Origin of the sequence: Georgenia muralis (genome assembly GCF_003814705.1) — a bacterium.
GTDB lineage: Bacteria > Actinomycetota > Actinomycetes > Actinomycetales > Actinomycetaceae > Georgenia > Georgenia muralis.
In genome coordinates this window covers 1,713,628-1,732,745 of the sequence record NZ_RKRA01000001.1, presented here as the reverse complement: position 1 = coordinate 1,732,745, position 19,118 = coordinate 1,713,628, and the positions used below count along the sequence as shown (strand labels likewise).

The 19,118-nt window shown below is 70.8% G+C and carries 16 protein-coding genes and 1 tRNA gene; 3 read left to right on the top strand and 14 right to left on the bottom strand.

The genetic code is table 11. From position 1 onward, the window contains the following. Window positions 1-22 precede the first annotated feature (22 nt). The 5 genes from EDD32_RS07635 to EDD32_RS07615 form a co-directional block, all read right to left on the bottom strand. Window positions 23-961: a glycoside hydrolase family protein gene (locus EDD32_RS07635; RefSeq protein WP_123916364.1), complete on the bottom strand. Its 939-nt coding sequence runs from the start codon at window positions 959-961 to the stop codon at window positions 23-25. Further along, a complete protein-coding gene (locus EDD32_RS07630) occupies window positions 958-1,893 on the bottom strand; it encodes a carbohydrate ABC transporter permease (protein ID WP_123916362.1) in 936 nt (311 codons plus the stop codon). Before EDD32_RS07630 ends, EDD32_RS07635 begins: the two co-directional genes overlap by 4 nt. Before the next feature lie 2 nt (window positions 1,894-1,895). Further along, the gene (locus EDD32_RS07625) at window positions 1,896-2,852 is read right to left on the bottom strand and encodes a carbohydrate ABC transporter permease (protein WP_123916360.1); all 957 of its coding nucleotides are present in this window, start codon (window positions 2,850-2,852) and stop codon (window positions 1,896-1,898) included. Between the two features lie 96 nt (window positions 2,853-2,948). After that, window positions 2,949-4,250, bottom strand: a complete 1,302-nt coding sequence (locus tag EDD32_RS07620) for a sugar ABC transporter substrate-binding protein (protein ID WP_123916358.1) — start codon at window positions 4,248-4,250, stop codon at window positions 2,949-2,951. A gap of 80 nt (window positions 4,251-4,330) precedes the next feature. After that, window positions 4,331-5,389, bottom strand: a complete 1,059-nt coding sequence (locus EDD32_RS07615) for a LacI family DNA-binding transcriptional regulator (protein WP_123916356.1) — start codon at window positions 5,387-5,389, stop codon at window positions 4,331-4,333. Between the two features lie 365 nt (window positions 5,390-5,754). Between EDD32_RS07615 and EDD32_RS07610 the strand changes: the two genes are divergently transcribed. From EDD32_RS07610 to EDD32_RS07600, 3 genes are all read left to right on the top strand, one after another. Continuing rightward, entirely contained in the window at window positions 5,755-6,708 is a 954-nt protein-coding gene (locus EDD32_RS07610; RefSeq protein WP_123916354.1) for a DUF808 domain-containing protein, read from the top strand. A gap of 76 nt (window positions 6,709-6,784) precedes the next feature. Continuing rightward, window positions 6,785-8,500 (top strand): serine/threonine-protein kinase, encoded by a 1,716-nt coding sequence (locus EDD32_RS07605; protein WP_123916352.1) that lies wholly within the window; start codon window positions 6,785-6,787, stop codon window positions 8,498-8,500. 225 nt (window positions 8,501-8,725) lie between these two features. Continuing rightward, window positions 8,726-12,244: a fibronectin type III domain-containing protein gene (locus tag EDD32_RS07600; protein WP_123916350.1), complete on the top strand. Its 3,519-nt coding sequence runs from the start codon at window positions 8,726-8,728 to the stop codon at window positions 12,242-12,244. Window positions 12,245-12,351: 107 nt separating this feature from the next. Here the strand turns inward: EDD32_RS07600 and EDD32_RS07595 are convergent, their stop codons facing one another. The 9 genes from EDD32_RS07595 to EDD32_RS07555 form a co-directional block, all read right to left on the bottom strand. Continuing rightward, window positions 12,352-12,633: a hypothetical protein gene (locus EDD32_RS07595; protein WP_123916348.1), complete on the bottom strand. Its 282-nt coding sequence runs from the start codon at window positions 12,631-12,633 to the stop codon at window positions 12,352-12,354. A 79-nt stretch (window positions 12,634-12,712) separates the two neighbouring features. Further along, the gene (locus EDD32_RS07590; protein WP_123916346.1) at window positions 12,713-13,189 is read right to left on the bottom strand and encodes a hypothetical protein; all 477 of its coding nucleotides are present in this window, start codon (window positions 13,187-13,189) and stop codon (window positions 12,713-12,715) included. Between the two features lie 267 nt (window positions 13,190-13,456). Next, window positions 13,457-13,548, bottom strand: a tRNA-Ser gene (locus tag EDD32_RS07585). Between the two features lie 163 nt (window positions 13,549-13,711). Next, window positions 13,712-14,311, bottom strand: coding sequence for a TetR/AcrR family transcriptional regulator (locus tag EDD32_RS07580; RefSeq protein ID WP_123916344.1), 600 nt, complete (start codon window positions 14,309-14,311; stop codon window positions 13,712-13,714). Window positions 14,312-14,316: 5 nt separating this feature from the next. Further along, a complete protein-coding gene (locus EDD32_RS07575) occupies window positions 14,317-14,646 on the bottom strand; it encodes an arginine repressor (RefSeq protein WP_123916342.1) in 330 nt (109 codons plus the stop codon). Then, on the bottom strand, window positions 14,643-15,584 hold the full coding sequence (argB, locus tag EDD32_RS07570) for an acetylglutamate kinase (RefSeq protein ID WP_123916340.1): 942 nt from the start codon (window positions 15,582-15,584) through the stop codon (window positions 14,643-14,645). Before argB ends, EDD32_RS07575 begins: the two co-directional genes overlap by 4 nt. After that, window positions 15,581-17,050, bottom strand: coding sequence for a purine-cytosine permease family protein (locus EDD32_RS07565; protein WP_246006035.1), 1,470 nt, complete (start codon window positions 17,048-17,050; stop codon window positions 15,581-15,583). The genes argB and EDD32_RS07565 overlap by 4 nt, the downstream gene beginning before the upstream one ends. A 113-nt stretch (window positions 17,051-17,163) precedes the next feature. After that, on the bottom strand, window positions 17,164-17,940 hold the full coding sequence (locus EDD32_RS07560; RefSeq protein ID WP_123916338.1) for a creatininase: 777 nt from the start codon (window positions 17,938-17,940) through the stop codon (window positions 17,164-17,166). Further along, entirely contained in the window at window positions 17,937-19,001 is a 1,065-nt protein-coding gene (locus EDD32_RS07555) for a DMT family transporter (protein ID WP_211338768.1), read from the bottom strand. The genes EDD32_RS07560 and EDD32_RS07555 overlap by 4 nt, the downstream gene beginning before the upstream one ends. Window positions 19,002-19,118: the final 117 nt, after the last annotated feature.

Genomic DNA, 19,118 nt, shown 5'->3' with positions numbered 1-19,118 from the left:
GGTCGCCGACGGCCGCCGCGGCTCAGGCCAGCCGTAGGGTGTCCCCGTCCCGGACGACGGGCAGCGGGTCGGCGATCTCCCCGACGAACGCGCCGTCCTCCTTGTCCCGGAAGCCCAGCAGCACCCAGTCGCCCGGCGTCCGCTCGACCAGCCGCGCGGCGTAGAGGCTCGGGTGGTCGAACGTCGTCGCCCGCGTGAGGTCCCAGGGACCGAGGAGTGACGCCCCCGGCACCACCCACATCCCGCCCGAGGGGGCCGAGGCGCGGCGCTCCTCGGACATCCGGTCGGGCCAGCAGCAGAAGACCAGCACCGGCAGGCCGTCGACGACGGCGACCTGCGGGACCTCCATCTGCCCGAACCCCGCCGGCGTCGTCAGGGGCGGCTGGACCTGCCACGTCTCGAGGTCGGCGCTGCGGGCGTGGCCGATGACGCTGCGGCCGTCCGGGTCGCCGTCGGGGACGCGCGCGGTGACGAGCATGTGCCAGCCGTCGCCGTCGGGATCGGCGAGGACCCAGGGGTCGCGCCAGGCCTCGTCGATCCACGCCTCGAGGTCGAGCTTCTCGTACCAGCGCGGGTCCGCCTCGGTGACCGGCCCCGGCCGGCGGTGCCAGGTGATGAGGTCCTCGGAGACGGCGACCCCCACCCGCTGGACCAGCCCGCGGCCCTCGCGGTCGACGCCGGTGTAGAACATGCGCCAGGTGCCGTCCGGCGCCTGGACCACCGAGCCGGTCCAGGTCGCCTGGTCGTCCCAGGCGGGCGGGTCTGCGGGCACGAGCGCGTCCGGGAGGAGCTCCCAGGTGCGCAGGTCCGTCGACCGGGCATGCCCGACGGACGCGCGCAGGTGCCGCCGGTCGGGGTCGTGCAGCGCGCGCGAGGCCCGCAGGAAGAACAGGTGGTGGTGGTTGCCGTCGAAGGCGGGCCAGCTGTCCCACACCCAGTGGTCGGGAAGTCGCAGGCTCATCCCTTCACCCCGCTGGAGGCGATGGAGCTGACGAAGGCCCGCTGGAAGGCCAGGAACATCACCAGCACCGGCAGCGTGATGAGCGAGGTGTACGCCATGATCTCGCCCCACGCGGGGTTGATCTGGAAGAAGTACTGCATGCCGACCATGACCGGTCGGAGGTCCTCCTGCTGGACCACCATGAGCGGCCAGAGGTACTGGTTCCAGGCGGGGAGGAAGGTGAGGATGGCGACCGTGGCGAACGCCGGCCCCGCCAGCGGCACGATGATCCGTCGGTAGATGGTGAACCAGCCCGCGCCGTCGATCCGGGCCGCCTCGTCCAGCGACTTCGGGATCGTGGAGAAGTACTGGGTGAACAGGAAGATCGAGAACGCGTTGGCGATGAACGGCACGATCTGCACGTGGTAGGAGTTCAGCCAGCCGATGTCGTACATCGGCACCGCCCCCTCGAACACCAGGGTCGGCAGCTTCGACACCCAGTAGACCATCGGGATGGCAATCGTCTCGAAGGGCACGATGAGGGTGGCGATGATGACCGTGAGGAGCACCTTCCGGCCGGACCACTCCAGCCGGGACAGCGCGAAGCCTGCCATGCTGTTGACGATGAGCCCCAGGCCGACGATGAGCGTCGTGACGAGCACCGAGTTGAGGATGAACCGGGCGACGGGGACCCGGTCGAAGACGTCGACGTAGTTCTGGGTGGAGATGTCCCCCACCGGCAGGAACGCCTGCGGGGAGTCGATGTCGGAGAGGATCTGTGCGTCCGGCTTGAGGCTGGAGACGAACATGAACACCAGCGGGAAGAGGAAGAACAGCGCGAGCAGCACCATCGGGATGTAGCCGATGACGAGGCGACGGCGATTCCGTCGATGTGCGGCGTCGGCGTCGGCGCCGGACCGCGGCCGTGCGGTCTGGGTGGCGGGTGCGGTCATGGTCAGTCCTTCTCTCGGGTGAGGTACCGCTGCACCAGCGCGATGATCAGCACGATGACGAAGAAGATGAGGGAGATGGCGGCGCCGTAGCCGGTCTCCTGCCGGCGGTAGCCCTGCTGGACGGCGTGGTAGACCAGGGTCGTCGTGGCGTCGCGGGGGCCACCCTGGGTCATGACGTCGATCTGGACGAACAGCCCCAGCGCGGCGATGGTGATGGTGACGAGGATGAAGACCATCGTCGAACGCAGCCCCGGCCACGTCACGGACTTGAACTGCTGCCAGGCGTTGGCGCCGTCCATCCGGGCCGCCTCGTAGAGCTCGCCGGGGATCGTCTGGAGGCCGGAGAGCCAGATGATCATGTGGAAGCCCACGGCCTGCCAGATCGAGAGCACGATGATCGCCCCGAGCGCGGTGTCGGTGTTGCCCAGCCAGTCGGTGCCCTGGAAGGCGCCGAAGGTGAGGGTGTCGATCATCGAGTTCACGAGGCCGTTCTCCTGGTACATGAACTCCCAGAGGATGGAGATGACCACGATGGAGGTGACCACGGGGACGAAGAAGATGACGCGGAACCACGTGACGCCGCGCAGCTTCTGGTTCACGAGGATCGCCATCACCAGGCCCAGACCGGCCTGGACCGGCACGACGACGGCGGCGAAGAGGAACGTGTTGAGGAGGGACCTCATGAAGGTCGGGTCGCTCGTGAACGCCCGGACGAAGTTGTCCAGACCGACGAACCTCGGCGGGTTGGGCGAGATGAGCCGGGCGTTGGTGAAGGACAGGCCGAAGGCCAGGAGCACCGGGACGATGAGGAAGAGGACCAGGAGGATGGTGGCCGGTGCCACCATCGCGTAGGCGGAGCGGCTGCCCTCGCGCGAGGCACGAGCGTTGCGGCGCACCTTCCTGGACGCCTTCGTGCCGGGCTCCGCGTGCGGTGAGACCTGCTGGGTGGGGACGGTCATGGTGCACATCCGTTCCGGCGGGCGGGGGCGGCGCACCTGTGGGTTGCGTCGTCGCAGCAGGCTGCGCCGCCCCGACCGCCGTTCAGGACGGTCGGCTCAGAAGCCGTACCCGTCGTTGGACTCGATGTTGGCGTCGATCTCCTGGACCGCCTGGTCGAGCGTGGACTGGACGTCGGCGCCGTTCATGATGTCCTTCGCGGCGCGCTCGAAGACGCTGGAGATCACCGGGTACGCCGGTGTCGGGGGGCGCTCGAGCGCGTAGCGCTGCGAGAGCTCGACGAACGGCTGGAGCGGGTCACCCTCACCGAAGTTCTCGGACAGCTCCTCGGCCTCGGCGATGGCCGGGATGACGACCTGCTTGTCGGCGAACTCGGCGACGTACTCGGGCTTGAAGCTGAACTCCAGGTACTCCCGGGCGCCGTCGGCGGCGTCGCACTCGGCCGAGATCCCCCACTGCCAGGAGGCACCGCCGATGACCGGGCCGTTGCCGAGGTCCGGCGGGGGCAGGATGAGCAGGTCGTCGCCGACCGCGTCCAGGGAGTCCATCGCGTTCCAGACACCGGTGTAGCTCAGCGCCACCTCGTCGTTGTTGAACTCCTCGTTGCCGATCTCGCCCGAGTCCGAGGCGAGGCCCTGGTCGAACAGACCCTGGAACCAGGTGAAGAACTCCACGGCCTCCGGCCCGTTGAGCGCCCCGTCGGCGGTGAGCATGGTGTCGCGGTCGATGAGGTCGCCACCGGCGCTCTGGAGCATGGGCGAGTAGGCGTAGGACCACCACTCGCCGGTGTCCTCGGCACCGATGTCCAGCGGGGTCTCGTAACCAGCGCCCTGGAGCGTGGTCAGCGCCTCGTCGAACTCCTCCTGCGTCCAGGGCTCCTCGAAGGTGGGGACCCGGATGCCGTTCTCGTCGAGCACGGACTGCCGGGCGAAGACGGCGAGCGCGGCGTCCCAGTATCCCGCGGAGTAGATCTCGTCCTGGTAGCGCCCGACCGCCGTCGGCAGGAGGTCGTCGGTGACCGCCGGGTCGAGGCCGAGCGGCTGGATGTAGCCCGCCCACGCCCAGTTCGGGACGATCGGGCCGTCCATGTCGAGCAGGCAGGGCAGGTCGCCCGACGCCGCCGCCGCGACGATCGCGTCGTTGTAGGCGCCCTGCGGGAAGGACTCCATGACGACCTCGTACCCGTCCTGGGAGTCGTTGAAGTCGGCGACGATCTTCTCGTAGACCTCCAGCTCGGCCGGGTTCCCGGCGGAGTGGGTCCACATGGTCAGCTCGGTGGTCTCGCCGTCGGCGCCGCCACCGCCACCGCCGTCGGACTCACCGGCCCGTCCGCACGCGGTCAGCACGATCCCGAGGGCCGCGGTGGTGGCTACGATCGCCGTGAAGGACTTGCGTCGCATCGTGATTCCTTTCCTGGGGGCCCGACGGGCAAGGTCGGACCTCCGGCTCGGTGACCGTCGGTCGACGGCCACAGGGTGTTTCACGTCCGTCGTCGGCCAGGCTCCTTCTGCTCGGCCGGCGGCGGACCTACCGACTCCCTCGTGATGAGAGGGCACGGCATCAACATCACGCCCTGGTCGGGCGGCGCCTCGCGCGACCCGAGCAGCACCTCCACCGCCCACCGCCCCATGTCGTAGTGCGGCAGGGCGACGGTGGTCAGCGGCGGGTCGAGCTCGGCGGCGATGAGCTGCTGGTCGTCGTAGCCGACGACCGACAGGTCGGTGGGGATCTCCAGGCCGTGACGCCGGGCCGCGGAGTACGCGCCCATCGCCATGCGGTCGTTGAAGCAGAACAGGGCGGTGGGCCGGCGGCCGGGCGGCAGCTCGAGCAGCCGGCCGGCCGCGTCCCGGGCGCCGACGGCGTCCGCCGAGCCCTTGACGTGGAGTGCGGGGTCGGGGTCGATCCCGGCCGCCGCCAGGACGGCGAGGTAGCCCTCGTGGCGCAGGCCCGAGGCCAGTGGCGAGGGGTCCTCGTCGATGTCGACGTACGCAATCCGCCGGTGCCCGGCGTCGACGAGCGCCTGGACGGCGACCTCGGCGCCCCGCCGGTCGTCCGGCACGACGGCGGGGTAGCCCGCCCGGTCCGGGCGCCCGTCCAGGACGACCGACCCCGGCGGCATCCCCTGCGGCACCTCGACGTCGCGGTGCCACATGCACGCGTAGATGAGCCCGTCGACCTGCTGGTCGCGCAGGGCGGCCACCGCATCACGCTCGAGGGACCGCTCCGCGGCGGTGCTCACGAGGAACACGAGGTGCCCGTGGGCCCGGGCGCCGTCCTGGACCGCCTCGATCATCCGGACGGCGTAGGGGGTCGTGGCGATCTCGTCGGAGATGAGCCCGATGGTCCGCGTGGTGCGGGTGCGCAGGCTCCGGGCGACCGAGTTCGGCGAGTACCCGATGTCCGCCGCCGCCCGACGCACCCGCTCCTGGGTGCTGGCCGGGATCCTCGTCGCGGCGCGGTCGTTGAGCACGAGCGAGACGGTGGCCGGAGAGACGCCCGCCTCCCGGGCGACGTCCCGGATCCCGGCTCGCTTGGTCATGATCAGCCTCCCCGTCGAGGTGGTCCTGCCGTGGTGTTAAATCGTTTGAGCAGTGGTTGGAGTCTTGCGCTCCGGCAGCGACCGTGTCAAGAGTCGTTGTGAACTCGTGACCTGGCGAGATGTGGACCAGAACGCCCGGAAAACCGGCTCTCGTGCCGCTCCCTCCCCATTCGCCGTCAGCGCGGGAGCGAGCCGATCAGCCGCCGGCACGCCGCCCCGCCGAGGGCCGCCCCCGAGCGGCCCGAGCGGCCCGAGCGGCAGGCTGGCGCCGAAACGCCTATTCTCACGATCGTGCCGACGTACCCGACGCCCCGCGCGTCCTCCGCCGCCCGACCCGCCGCCGTGCGCGCACCCGGGAGCACCCGGTGAGCGGCGGCCTCGTCGCCCTGCTCGACGACGTGGCCGCCCTGGCCAGGATCGCGGCAGCATCCGTCGACGACATCGGGGCCGCCGCCGGTCGCGCGAGCATGAAGGCGGCCGGCGTCGTCATCGACGACACAGCGGTGACGCCGCGGTACGTGCACGGCTTCGCAGCCAAGCGCGAGCTGCCGATGATCAAGAAGATCGCCATCGGCTCGATCCGCAACAAGCTCCTGTTCATCCTCCCGGCCATCCTGCTGCTGAGCCAGTTCCTCCCGTGGCTGCTCACGCCGATCCTCATGCTCGGCGGTCTGTACCTCTCCTACGAGGGCGCGGAGAAGATCTACGAGCTCCTCACCGGCAAGCACAAGGAGGAGAAGGAGGCCGCGCCGGCTGCCGAGGTCGGGCCCGAGGAGGAGAAGTCGATGGTCAGCGGGGCGATCCGCACCGACTTCATCCTCTCCGCCGAGATCATGGTCATCTCGCTCAACGAGGTCGCGGACGAGCCGTTCCTCACCCGCGCGCTCATCCTCGTCGTCGTCGCGCTCGGCATCACCGCGCTGGTCTACGGCGTCGTCGCGCTCATCGTGAAGATGGACGACATCGGGCTGCACCTGGCCGAGCGGGAGGCCGCGTTCTCCCAGCGCCTGGGTCGCTTCCTCGTCAAGGCGATGCCGAAGCTCCTCGCGATCCTCTCCACCGTGGGCCTCGTCGCCATGCTCTGGGTGGGCGGGCACATCCTCCTCGTGGGTACGGACGAGCTGGGCTGGCACGGCCCCTACGCGCTGGTCCGCCAGCTCGAGGAGGCCGCTGCCCACGCCCTGCCTGCGGTCGGCGCGTTCGTCGGCTGGCTCGTCAACACGCTCGGCTCGGCCATCTTCGGCCTCGCCGCCGGTGCGGTCGTCGTCGCGGTCATGCACGTCATCCCGCGGAAGAAGAAGGCCGGGGCGCACCACTGACACCGTCAACCCCGGCGGGCGGCCCTGCCACCACCAGCCTTACGCTCGGTGCGTCGTCCTACGAGGAAGGGGTCCGGTGAGCGAGCCGCAGCCTCTCATCGCCGGTCGCTATCGCCCCGTCAGGGTGATCGCCACCGGCGGGATGGGCGTGGTCTGGGAGGCGTGGGACGAGCGCCTCGAGCGGACGGTCGCGATCAAACAGCTGCACACCGCGCCCGGCCTCCCCGAGGCCGAGGCCGAGCTCGCGAAGAGCCGGGCGATGCGAGAGGCGCGGATCACCGCGCGCCTCCACCACCCGCACGCAGTACCCGTCTTCGACGCCGTCGAGCACGAGGGCCGGCCTTGTCTCATCATGCCGTTCCTGCCCTCGACGCCGCTCTCGGCCGTCCTCCGTGAGCGCGGACCCCTGCCGGTCGCCGACGTCGCACGGCTCGGCGCACAGGTCGCCTCCGCCCTCGCCGCCGCCCACGGGCTCGGGATCGTCCACCGCGACGTCAAGCCCGGGAACATCCTCATCACCGACGACGGTGCCGCGCACATCAGCGACTTCGGGATCTCGCACGCCATGGGCGACCCCACTCTCACCGCGACCGGCATGGTCCACGGAACCCCCGCGTTCCTCGCGCCCGAGGTGGCACGCGGCGGGGACGCCACCTTTGCGTCCGACGTCTTCTCCCTCGGCGCCACGCTCTACGCGGCCCTCGAGGGACGGCCGCCGTTCGGCGCCGAGCCGAACTCCATCGCCCTGCTGCACAAGGTCGCGGCCGCAGAGGTCGAGCCGCCGACCCGCGCCGGGCCGCTCACCCCCTTCCTGCTCCGGATGCTCTCGGCGGAGACGGCGGAGCGGCCCACGATGGAAGCCGTCGCCGCCCACCTCGCGGCGACCGCGGCCGTGCCCACCGAGGAGCGGGCGGCGCGGGAGGAGCGGGCTGCGCCGGAGGAGCCGGCACCGGTGGTCGTCCCGGTGCCCGCGGACGTCCCGGCGGTGCACCCGTCGACGCCCGAGGAGCCGTTGACGGACGAGGTGCCCCCGGCGGCGCCGGCCGCCGAGCCGCCCGCACCGCCCGCCGGTCGTCCGGACCAGCACCGTCCCGCCACCAGGCCTCCCGCACACGCGCGGACCCCCTCCGTCTCGGCGGCCCCCAGCGCCCCCGCCGGTGGTGCACCGCGGCGGCGCCTGCTCGGCGTGCTGGCCGCCGCCGCCCTCCTGGTCGCCGTCGTGTGGGTCGTCGCGGCGATGCTGACGGGGCCCGACCCGGGCACCACCGCCGAGCCAGGTCCGACGCCGTCCAGCGCGCCGTCCGCCGAGCCGACCGGCGACGCGACGGCGGCTCCGGAGGAGTCACCCACCCCGACCGCCCCCGCCACGACACCTCCGCCCACCCCCGCGCCGACGACGCAGGAGCCCGAGCCCGAACCGGCGCCGGCCGAGGAGGACCCGGCCCCGGCCGAGGAGCCTGCGCCGGACCGGGCGACGCAGCTGGCCTCCGCGGTGGTCGACTACTACGCGTTCATGCCTGATGACACCGACGCCGCCTGGCCGCGCATGACCACCGCCTACCAGTCGGGCCACGCCGGGGGACGCGAGAGCTACGAGGCCTTCTGGGCCGACATCGAGGACGTCGCGGTGACGGACGTCCAGGGTCTACCCCCGGACCAGGTGGAGGCCACGCTTACCTACCGGTTCGACGACGGCCGCGTCGTCGTGGAGCGGACCGCCTACCGCCTGGCGGAGGAGGACGGGCTGCTCAAGATCGCCGCCTCGACCGTGCTGAGCAGCACCGGGGCCTGACCGGCCCCCCGTCTCACCCTCCCTGCCCGGCACGCCGATACCCAGGCTTGAGGGCGTTCGATGACCTGAACCAGCGGAAACCTTGACATTTCACCGGGTGGAGACCTAGATTTGACCATGTAAGCGCTTCCACCGGCGGAAGCCAGGTCAGCAGGTCCTCCGTACAGCGTCGTATCTCGCGAGGCTGGCCGCTGGCCGACGGGACGCACCCGGGAGTCGACACCTATGCCAACCGCACTCAGACACCTCCGCTCGGCGATCGCGGCCCTGGCCGTCGCAGCGCTGGCGCTCGTCGGACTGACGAGCACCGCCACGGCGGACCAGCACGTGCTCAACGCGTCGGACCTCGAGGCCCGCGTCTACGACGCAGACTTCCAGGTCGGGCAGTTCATCGTGAACGCAACCGGCGACACGACCGTCGAGGTCGACGCCAACAACAACACCGGCGGTGGGATGCAGTTCACCCAGCGCCTGAAGATGGGCGGCGCCGGCGACGCCGAGAGCCGCTCGGTGCAGTTCACCACCACCGGCGAGGCGGTGCTCTCCGTCTACGTCATGAGCTCCAGCTCCAGCGCTGACCGAGACCTTGCCCTCTACACGCTCGACGGCACCGAGGTCGCCCGGGTACCCGCACTCGGAGCACCCTCCGGCGGTGACATCCCCGTCGGCACCCTGGTCGTCCCCGACGCCGGCACCTACTACATCGCCTCGCCGTCCTCGGGCGTGAACATCTACTACGTCGAGCTCACCGAGGGCCCGGCGCCCGAGCGCCCCGCCTGGGACGCCGTCGCGGTCCCCACCATCACCGACGTGACCGTCGACGGCGGGGACATCGTCGTGAGCTACGACGGCGTCATCGGGTTCGAGGGCGCCGACCTCGCCACCGCCACCCTCTACGACGGCGAGACGGAGGTCGCGTCCGGCGTCTCCGGAACCCCTGGAGACGCGGGCAGCATCACCCTCACCCCGGACGCCTCCGGCGACTACGAGGTCCAGGTGGCGCTGACGCGCAACGACCAGGAGACGGCCCTGCTGTCCGAGCGGGTCGCCGCGCCCTCGTTCACGCTGCCGCTCGCGACGCCGGAGATCACCTCCGCCCTGACCTCCGCGGTCGAGGGCGACCAGGCCACCGTCACCGTCGAGTGGGGCGCGGTCCCCGAGGCCGAGACCTACGACCTCGCCTACCGCGAGACCGGCGCGACCGACTGGACGGCCGGACCCTCGACCGCCGGGACGAGCGCCGACATCACCGGCCTGACCCCCGGCACCTCGTACGAGCTCCAGGTCACGGCTTTGCGCGGGGTGGACACCGCCACGTCCGAACCGTACGCGGTGACCGTCTCCGGGGAGGTCGAGCGCTGGCTGTCCGCCCACGCCGGAATCTCGAGCAACGGCGAGCTGATCGAGAACGCGGACGGCTCTCTGACCTTCTCCCTCCTCGACAACAACGGCAAGATCGCCGACTCCGAGGACGGATTCATGTACTACTACACCGAGATCGACCCGGCCACGGAGAACTTCACCCTCTCCGCGACGTTCACGGTGAACGACGCGTCACTGAAGGACAACCAGTCCGGGTTCGGCATCGTCGCCGTCGACACGTTCGAGCCGAACAACCGCGCCGCGCGATACTTCAACAACGCCGGCGTCATGTCGGCGAAGTACACCCGTGACGTGGACGGCTCCCTCGAGGTGGCGTACGGCACCCCCGGCGGGAAGTTCGTCGACGGCTACACCGACGCCCCGACCGTCGCCTCCGCGGACCGCGACATGAGCCGGTCGCAGCCGTTCGACTGGGACTTCCGGGCGGGCTACACCGAGGGCTCGAACACGAACCCGCCGCGGTTCACCGAGGGTGACGTCTACGAGTACACCCTGCGCAAGTCCAACACGGGTTTCCACGCCATCTGGACCGACCAGGACGGCGAGGTCCACGAGATCATCGACTACGAGCCGGACCTGCTCCTGCAGCAGGACCCCGACAAGTACTACGTGGGCATCTTCGCCGCCCGGAAGATCGTCGTGACCGCCAGCGACATCGAGTTCACGACGATCCACCCGGACGACGACGAGGCGCCGCTCCCGCGGCCCATCACCTACGTCGACCCCACCCTGAGCGCCGACGTCACGCGGACCACCCCGCACGACAGTCTGGACGTCCCGCTCGTGTCCAACGTCCACGGTGAGGCGGTCGTCCGCGACGGCGACGGCGACGTCGTCGGTGAGGTCACGCTCGCACCGGGCGAGAGCCGGGAGATCACCGTCCCGCTCGAGGACGGGACGAACGAGCTGACCGCCGAGCTCACGCCCGCTCCCAAGGAGGAGCAGACCCAGCTCGGCGAGTACGAGGACCTGTCCTCCTACGACCCGGTCTCGATCCCGATCACCATCGAGGTCGACCGCTTCGGCGAGCCGGGCGAGTCGATCCACGTCGCCCCCGACGGAACCGCGAACGGCGACGGGACGCCCGAGAACCCGCTGGACCTGCACACGGCCGTGGCGTTCGTCCAGCCCGGCCAGCAGATCGTCCTCGCGCCGGGCACGTACCGGCCCACCGAGGCCGTCGTGGTCGGCCGCGGGAACGACGGCACCGCGGAGGCCCCGATCACCCTGATGTCCCACCCCGACGGGCGAGCCACCCTCGACCTCTCGGACTCGACGTCGGGCGGGATCAAGCTGCGAGGCGACTACTGGCACCTGTACGACCTGGAGATCACCGGGTCGCAGGGCTACCAGAAGCCCCTGCTCATCCAGGGCGACCACAACGTGGTGGAGCGCATCGAGTCCCACCACAACCAGGACACCGGGGTGCAGATCTCCGGTGAGGCCTCCGAGCCCTACGAGATGTGGCCGTCGGACAACCTGGTGGTCTCCAGCGTGTCGCACAACAACGTCGACCCCCAGGGCAACGACGCCGACGGCTTCGCCGCGAAGCTGACGGTCGGGGACGGCAACGTCTTCCGGTACAACATCGCCCACCACAACATCGACGACGGTTGGGACCTGTACGCCAAGTCCACCACCGGGCCGATCGGCGACGTCGTGGTCGAGGACTCCGTCGCCTACCGCAACGGTCAGCTCGAGGACGACCCCGAGCGCACCGGTGAGGGCAACGGCTTCAAGCTCGGCGGGGAGTCGATGCCGGGCAAGCACCTGCTGCGCAACTCCGTCTCGTTCGGCAACCTCGGCCGCGGCGTCACGTCCAACTCCGGACCGGACGTGCGGGTGCACGACGTCACGTCGTACGACAACGCCTCGGGTAACCTCCAGCTCGCGACGAGCGCGTCCACGACCGACTACGAGGTCAGCGGCATGCTGTCCTACGTGGCGGGGGCTGCGGACCGGATCGACCTGCGCGAGCAGGAGGACACGCTCACCACCGAGCCGTCGAACTACCTCACCGTGGCGGGCGACTTCGTCCGTGACGCCAGCGTCAACAGCGAGGGCGACCTGGTCTCGGACGACTGGTTCGGCAGTCTCGACACCGATCTCGTCCCGGAGATCGCCGCGGACGGCAGCATCGAGATGCACGGCCTGCTCGAGCTCAGCGACCAGGCACCGGCGGAGACGGGGGCGCGCCTCGGCGCCAACCCGGAGCCGACGGTGATCACGCTCCTTCCGCCGGTCGGCACGGCCGGCGGGGACGAGGACCGTCCGGGCAACCGTCCGCCGCACGTCGGCGAGCCCGGCCGACCGCCGTTCGCGGGCGAGCAGGGACCGCCGGAGCACGCACGGAACCGGTGACGCCCGTTGCCTGACGGCGTCAGGCAGCGGCACCCAGGACGGCCCGGTGAGCACCCGCTCACCGGGCCGTCCTGCCGTTCGACGGGCCGTCGGGCTCCTTCCTCTGCTCACTCGGCAGCTCGGGCGAGGTGGTCGTCCGCGGGACCGACGAGCACCACCGACCGCGGACCCGCCAGCAGCTCCGGCGTCGGCGGAACGAGCTCGCGGTCCTGGCGGAACACCGACCCGTGGTAGGCCGAGACCGCCGCGGTCGCGACGAGCACCCCGAGCGCGTAGCGCATGTCGCGCGCAGTGTCGCCGGAGAGCTCGCCGGCCAGCAGGTCCTCGGGCAGGAGGTAGGCCGCCACCACGAGGGCCACGACGGCGGCCACGCCGGCGGCGTCGACCACGAGGACGACGGTAGCGGGGGCACATCCGGGCGTCGAGTGTCGGGTGTCGGGAGCGCGGGCGGCCGAGCCCGTGCTGCAACTACGCGTGCCGCCAGGTGCCGCCGCTCCGCGCCCCCCGGTCCGACGGTGAGGCCGTAGCCCTGACCAGGGTGACCAGCGCGACGACCGCGGCGATGACGCTGCCGCCGATCGCCAGGCCCAGGAGGATGCGGGCGACGAGGCCCCAGTCGAAGGCGCTGCCCGCGAAGTCGAACGGGAAGACCTGCCAGATCCGCACCGTCACGACGATCGAGACCGTGGTGGTGATCAGGTCACCGAGGGCCCTCAGCCATCGCGGGTCGCTGACGATGTACACGAGGTTCACGGCCAGGGTGAGCAGGATCGAGGCGTTCACCAGGCCCAGGACCTGCCGGGTGTCGGCGGTGAGGAAGGGCAGCACCTCCCAGCCCGGCCATCCGTTCACGGCCACGAGCAGGGCCGCGTTGACCACCACCGAGACGACGTACCCGACGCGGCGAGCCCCTCGTGCCGGACGGTCTCGGGTTGAAGCTGCCATGGTGACCTCCGAGCTCCAGGAGCCGACCTCCACGCTAGGTGGGCGGCCCCCGGAGAACCAGGTCCGAAGGTCCGCAACCAGCGCGGCGACGCCTTCATCGGGCCATCGCGGACCCACCAGACGCCGGACCGCGGACCTGCGGCGACCGCCAGTGCCCACGTTCCGCGCGATGTGGAGCGTCTTGTCGGGTACCCGGAGCGGTCCGTTCCCCACGCCGCGGAGACCGAAGGGGCCGCGAACCGAGGTTCGCGGCCCCCTTCGGGACGCTGGCGGAGACGGTGGGATTTGAACCCACGGACGGGTTACCCCGTCACATCCTTAGCAGGGATGCGCACTAGACCTGACTATGCGACGTCTCCAAGTCCCTCCCACAGGTTACCCGGACCGGTGCGCCGGTCAAAAACGCACGGCTCACCCGGCGGGGGGCCGGCGGGCCGTCCTGGCGGGGGTTCAAGCGTCCTTCGATGCGCACGACCGGGCGCGTCAGCCCGACGTGGACGAGGTCGAGGTCGAGGTCGACCGTCAGAGCACGTGCCGCAGCAGCTGCGCAGCAGTGTCGCGGACGTCCCGGCCCTCGCTGAGCGCCGAGACGGCCGCGCCGTCGACGACGGCGATGACGAGCTCGGGTGGGCACTCGCTGCGGACCTGGCGCAGCACGCGAACGAGCGCACCGTTGAGACGGTCTCGCCCGGTGCGGTACGCGCGCGTGACCGGGATCGCCCGCGCGGCGGCGATCAGCTGCAAGTAGTGGCCGAGCAGCTCGTCCCCGGCGGGCAGGCAGGCACGCAGGACGAGCGCGGTCACAGCGTCCGGGCCGGTCGGTGGCGGTTCGCTCTCGGCCGCCTCGGCGACCGCCTCGGCGCGAGACGCCCACAGGCCGATGTTGATGCGGCCGGCCTCGGCCAGCATCTCGTCGAGGCTCTCGTAGTAGTAGGTCGTCAGCGACAGCGAGCAGCCCACCCGGCGGGCGACCGTGCGGTGCGAGACGCCGGCAGGCCCCTCCTCGCGCAGGATCGCGGCGGCCGCCTCGGCGATCTCGGCGCGCCGTCGGCCGCCCTTGTCCGACACGCCCTGCCGGGCAGGTGACCGACGGTCGACCGTCGTGCGTGGCTGTCCGTTCATCCCGTTCATCCCAACCGTCCCTCCGTCGCCGCGCCGCGGGCCACGCTCCGCAGATAGCGTGCCACCACCTGCGCGGACAACGGCGATCGTGTCCTCGCCACCACGGCGGCCTCACCCGCGACCGTACCGACGATGGGGGCGATCTGGGCACGGTCGATGGCCGCGGCGGCTAGCGCACCCCCGCCGGGGACGGTCGTGACGAGCACCAGGTCCTCCGCCTGGGTCACGTCGCGGACGAGGCCCTCGAGCACCCGCAGGGTGGGCGATCCGGCAGCACCACAGCGCCCCTCGGACAGCTCCGGCACCGGCCAGAGCTGCTGGGCCACGGCACTCATGCCACACCGTCCGGCAGCACCATCGTCCCCATGTCCTCCTCGGTGAAGATCTCCACGAGCATCGAGTGGGCGTGCCGGCCGTCGATGACGTGGGCCTGGGGCACCCCCTCACGCACCGCGCGCAAGCAGGCGGCCATCTTCGGGGCCATCCCGGACTGCAGAGCGGGCAGCAGTGCCTCCAGCTGGGAGACCGAGACCCGCCGCAGCAGCGAGGACCGGTCGGGCCACCGAGGGTAGAGGCCCTCCACGTCGGTGAGGATGACGAGCTTGCGCGCACCCAAGGCGACGGCGAGCGCGGCCGCGGCGGTGTCAGCATTGACGTTGAGCACGCGGCCGGGGTCGTCGACGTCAGGGGCGATCGTGGAGATCACCGGGATCCGGTCGCCGGCGAGGAGGTCCTCCACGGCTTGGGGGTTCACCACGACGACGTCACCCACCAGACCCACGTCAAACGTCTCGCCGTCGACCACCGCCCCGGTGCGCCGGGCCCGGAAGAGCCCACCGTCCTCGCCGGAGATCCCGACGGCGTGGGCGACCTGGGCGTTCAGCAGCCCGACCAGCTGGCGCTGGACCTGCCCGGTGAGGACCATGCGCACGACGTCCATGACCTCGGGGGTGGTCACCCGCAAGCCGCCGCGGAACTCCGTGGTCATCCCGAGCCGGTCGAGCATCCGGGAGATCTGCGGGCCGCCGCCGTGGACCACGACGGGCCGCATGCCCACCCGGTGGAGGAACAGCACGTCCTCGGCGAACGCCCGGTGGAGCCGCTCGTCCACCATGGCGTGCCCGCCGTACTTGATGACGACCCGGCCGCCGGCGAAGCGCTCGAGCCAGGGCAGCGCCTGGATGAGCACCTCGGCCTTCTGCTCGGGCGTCAGGCCATCGGGACAGGTCGGGCTCGTCCACCGCTCGGCCGGGGCGAGGTGGGTGGCGCTCATGACGTCTCCGCGAGGTGAGGTGCGTCGGGCACGCCGGCGGCCGGCGTTCGCACCGTCGGCCGGACAGCGACGGGGGCGGCAGGAGCACGCAACGACGGGTCGCGGCGCACGAGCAGGTAGTAGACGGCGCCCGAGCTCAGGGCGGCGGCCAACCAGGACAGGTCCAGCCCGCGCAGCGCGTTGGAGACCGGGCCCTGCAGTGCGGGCACCATGCCCTGCATGAACAGCCACGCGCTGGTGAGCCCGACGCCGAACGCGGTCAGCGCCCGCCAGTCGACGTCCCTGAGCCTGCTGGTGCCCACCGGGTCGAAGCAGTGTGTGAAGTCTGTGGAGCGGCGGTCGAGGAGGTAGTACCGCACCGCCACGATCGAGCCCCAGGTGGAGGTCCAGCCCACGGAGGCGGAGAGCCATGCGTCGAGCGAGTGCGCGATGTTGGTGGAGAACACGAACACGGTGACCGCGCCCATGGCCGCCGCGCCCACCCCGATGTTCAGGGCCCTTCTGCCGATGCGGAGATCGAGGCTCTGGACCGTCACGGTGAAGGTGTAGATATTGAGGATGTTCGTGGCGATGGGCCCGTGCAGCACGAGCAGCAGGACCGGGATGGCCAGCGTGCCGAAGTTGGTGACGATGAGCTGGCCGGGGTCGATCGAGCCGTTGGTGGTGGCCAGGGTCGCCCCGAGGAGCCCGAGCCACAGCACCGGGAGGATCTGGCCCCCGGCGGAGGCGAGGTAGAGCTTCCGCCGGGGGACGGCCCTGCTGACGAAGCGGGAGTAGTCGGAGGCGTAGGTGAGCCATGTCAGGCCCCAGCCGACGCCGATGGCCGTCATCACGGTCGACATCGCGCCGATCCGGTCCCAGCCGGCCAGCGCTCCCCCGGGAGGGCCGGAGTAGGACCAGTCGATGTCCATGAAGAACCAGGCCGCGATCGACATCGCGATGAGGATCGCGATCGTCGGGGGGACGGTCCACCGTTCGAAGGCGGCGATCGCCCGGTAGCCGAACAGCGCGATCGTCACCTGGACGAGCATGACGGCGGCGGCCACCCCGAACTTCCAGCCGTAGTTGTCCAGGCTGGGGTCAACCAGGCCGATCTCGCCGAAGAGAGCGAGCACCAGGTCAAGGACGATCCAGGTGTTGACGGCGCACCAGCCGATCACCACGACCGCCTGGATGACCGCCGGCACATAGTTGCCGCGGCGCCCGAAGACCGCGCGTCCGAGGACCATGCCGGTCACTCCCGTGCGCTGGCCCAGCAGCACGAAGAAGCCGAAGACGACCATGCCCATCAGGTTGCCGACGGCCAGGACGGCGAAGGTGTCCCACAGGCCTAGTCCCATGTTGATGCCGAGCGCGCCGAGGACCCAGTTGATCGGAGCGATGTTCGCTCCGGCCCAGATCCAGAACTGGCCCCCGACCCGTGTGGTCCGCTGCGCCTCCGGGATGGGGTGGAGCGTCTCCTCCACGTCTCTTCGGACGTTGTCGACCTGCGCGTCCCCGGGGTCTGCACTCTCACCGACGGGGCGCGCTACCAGCCCGTCCGGGGAGACGGCGGCCGAGAATCTGCGGAGCACGGCGATCAGACCCCGAACTCGTGACGGAGGGCTGCGACCATGCCCGCTGCCGCGCCGTCGAGGAGCAGCCTGCCCTTCTCCGCGGTCCCGGCGGCACCGGACGACAGGCACCCGGACTCGGGTGTGATCTCCGGCCGGGCCGGGAGGACGTCGTAGTTGGGCAGCTGCGCCGGCGCGATGTCGGCCACCCGGGTCATGTCGACGCGGTCGGGGTGGAGCAGGAGCATGAGAGAGGTCTCCAGAACCCCGCCGTGCTCGAGGTCCCAGCCGGGGAAGCCGTCGGGGTAGAGCTCCGCGATGACGTCGTCACCGACGAAGTCCCAGTACGACAGGAGCACGACCGTCAGGTCGGTGACGCCGTCGAGCCGGAGCTCGCGCAGCGCCAGGTCGGCCCCCTCGTAGAGGAACTGGTAGTTCTCGTAGTGCCCGTTGACGAAGGCGACCTTGCGGACCCCGTGGCGGGCGAGCTCGAGCACCAGCGTCTTGGCGACGGACACCACCGTGGCGGCGTCGAGACTGGTCGTCCCGGTGAGGTGGTTGCCCCCGCCCGAACGCTGCTGGGACTTGTACCCGAAGACCATGGCCGGCGCGACGAGCGACCCGGTCTTTCCGGCGACGGCGCCGGCCATCGCCCGCGAGAGCAGCACGTCGGTGTTCAGCGGCATGTGGGGGCCGTGCTGCTCGATCGACCCCACGGGGATGAGGACCGGGGCACCGGCCGCGATGCGCTCGCGGTAGGTGAAGGCGTCGAGGTCCTCCATGTAGACGGTCTCGGTCGTCATTTCGTCTCGGCTCCTACGTTGTTCGGGACGACGAGTTCGGGCCGGACGACGCCCGGGGCGTCGGGATCGCTCCCGACCGTGGTGGCTGCGCCGTCGTCGTGCCTGCCGCCGGCCACCCCGCCCTGGGTGAAGGCCTCGGTGAGCTCCGGTGCCTTCTTGGTGGAGAAGAGGATCTGCGAGAGGCCACCGACGATGATGAGCACGCCACCGAGGATCTGCATCAACGACAGCGGTTCGCTGAACAGGGCGACGCCGAGGATCGTCGCCATGATCGTCTCCTGGTAGGAGATTGTCGCCAGCTCGCCGGCGAGCAGGATCTTCGAGGCGACGGTGAGGAAGTAGAACGCACCGGCGCCGGTGACGAAGGCGGCGACGGCGAGGACCAGCCAGCCGCGGGCGGTCATCCCGCCCAGGTCCGGGACCTTCACGACGTTGATGACCGCGAGGGTGATGACGGCGAAGGTGAAGTTGGTGTAGGCCCGCACGTCGGACTCGACGTCGGTGCGGTATCGGCTCACGAAGAGGAAGAGGCCGTACGCCACGCCCGACGCGAGGGCGACCATGTTGCCCGCGAAGTACTTGGGATCGAGGTCGAGCGACACGGTGAACCCGGCGCCGGCGGAATAGTTGATGATCCCGATGATGAGGAGGCACCCGACGAACACCGAGGAGAGCGAGATCGCCGTCGCCCTCGTGAACGGCTCCTTGAGGAAGATGCTCGCGAGGATGGTGGAGTAGATCGGCCCGGTGTAGATGAGGAACGCCGCGTTGGCGAGGGTCGTCATCTGGGTGGACATCACGTACAGGCCGGAGAGCAGGCCGAGGAAGACCCCGGAGGCGACGAGCGCGGGGGTGAGGCGGAACCCGCGGAACCTCACGTACTTGCGCCCGACCGTGAAGATGAGGGTCATGAGGACCAGACCCGCCAGGTTGCGGGCGAACGAGATGAAGAGTCCCGGAGCCTCGATGTACCGGGCGAAGGCACCGATGCCGCCCATGAGGCTGGAGGACAGGAACATGATGGCGAAGCCGGTGAGCTTGGTGCGGCTTGACGACTGCATGGCGATTCCGCTCCTTCGCGGGTCCTGCCCGGTAAGACGGGAGGTCGGTTCTGCTGGGGTCGAGGGCGGCTGGCCCCCGGGAGGGGGTGCACCCTGGTGCACCCCCTCGTTCGTGCT

Coding starts and splice junctions, on each gene's coding strand:
- EDD32_RS07555 (WP_211338768.1), bottom strand. CDS start 19,001: ATGCAGTCGTCAAGCCGCACCAAGCTCACCGGCTTCGCCATCATGTTC.
- EDD32_RS07635 (WP_123916364.1), bottom strand. CDS start 961: ATGAGCCTGCGACTTCCCGACCACTGGGTGTGGGACAGCTGGCCCGCC.
- EDD32_RS07575 (WP_123916342.1), bottom strand. CDS start 14,646: ATGAGTGCCGTGGCCCAGCAGCTCTGGCCGGTGCCGGAGCTGTCCGAG.
- EDD32_RS07620 (WP_123916358.1), bottom strand. CDS start 4,250: ATGCGACGCAAGTCCTTCACGGCGATCGTAGCCACCACCGCGGCCCTC.
- EDD32_RS07590 (WP_123916346.1), bottom strand. CDS start 13,189: ATGGCAGCTTCAACCCGAGACCGTCCGGCACGAGGGGCTCGCCGCGTC.
- EDD32_RS07630 (WP_123916362.1), bottom strand. CDS start 1,893: ATGACCGCACCCGCCACCCAGACCGCACGGCCGCGGTCCGGCGCCGAC.
- EDD32_RS07625 (WP_123916360.1), bottom strand. CDS start 2,852: ATGACCGTCCCCACCCAGCAGGTCTCACCGCACGCGGAGCCCGGCACG.
- EDD32_RS07615 (WP_123916356.1), bottom strand. CDS start 5,389: ATGACCAAGCGAGCCGGGATCCGGGACGTCGCCCGGGAGGCGGGCGTC.
- EDD32_RS07580 (WP_123916344.1), bottom strand. CDS start 14,311: ATGAACGGACAGCCACGCACGACGGTCGACCGTCGGTCACCTGCCCGG.
- argB (WP_123916340.1), bottom strand. CDS start 15,584: ATGAGCGCCACCCACCTCGCCCCGGCCGAGCGGTGGACGAGCCCGACC.
- EDD32_RS07600 (WP_123916350.1), top strand. CDS start 8,726: ATGCCAACCGCACTCAGACACCTCCGCTCGGCGATCGCGGCCCTGGCC.
- EDD32_RS07560 (WP_123916338.1), bottom strand. CDS start 17,940: ATGACGACCGAGACCGTCTACATGGAGGACCTCGACGCCTTCACCTAC.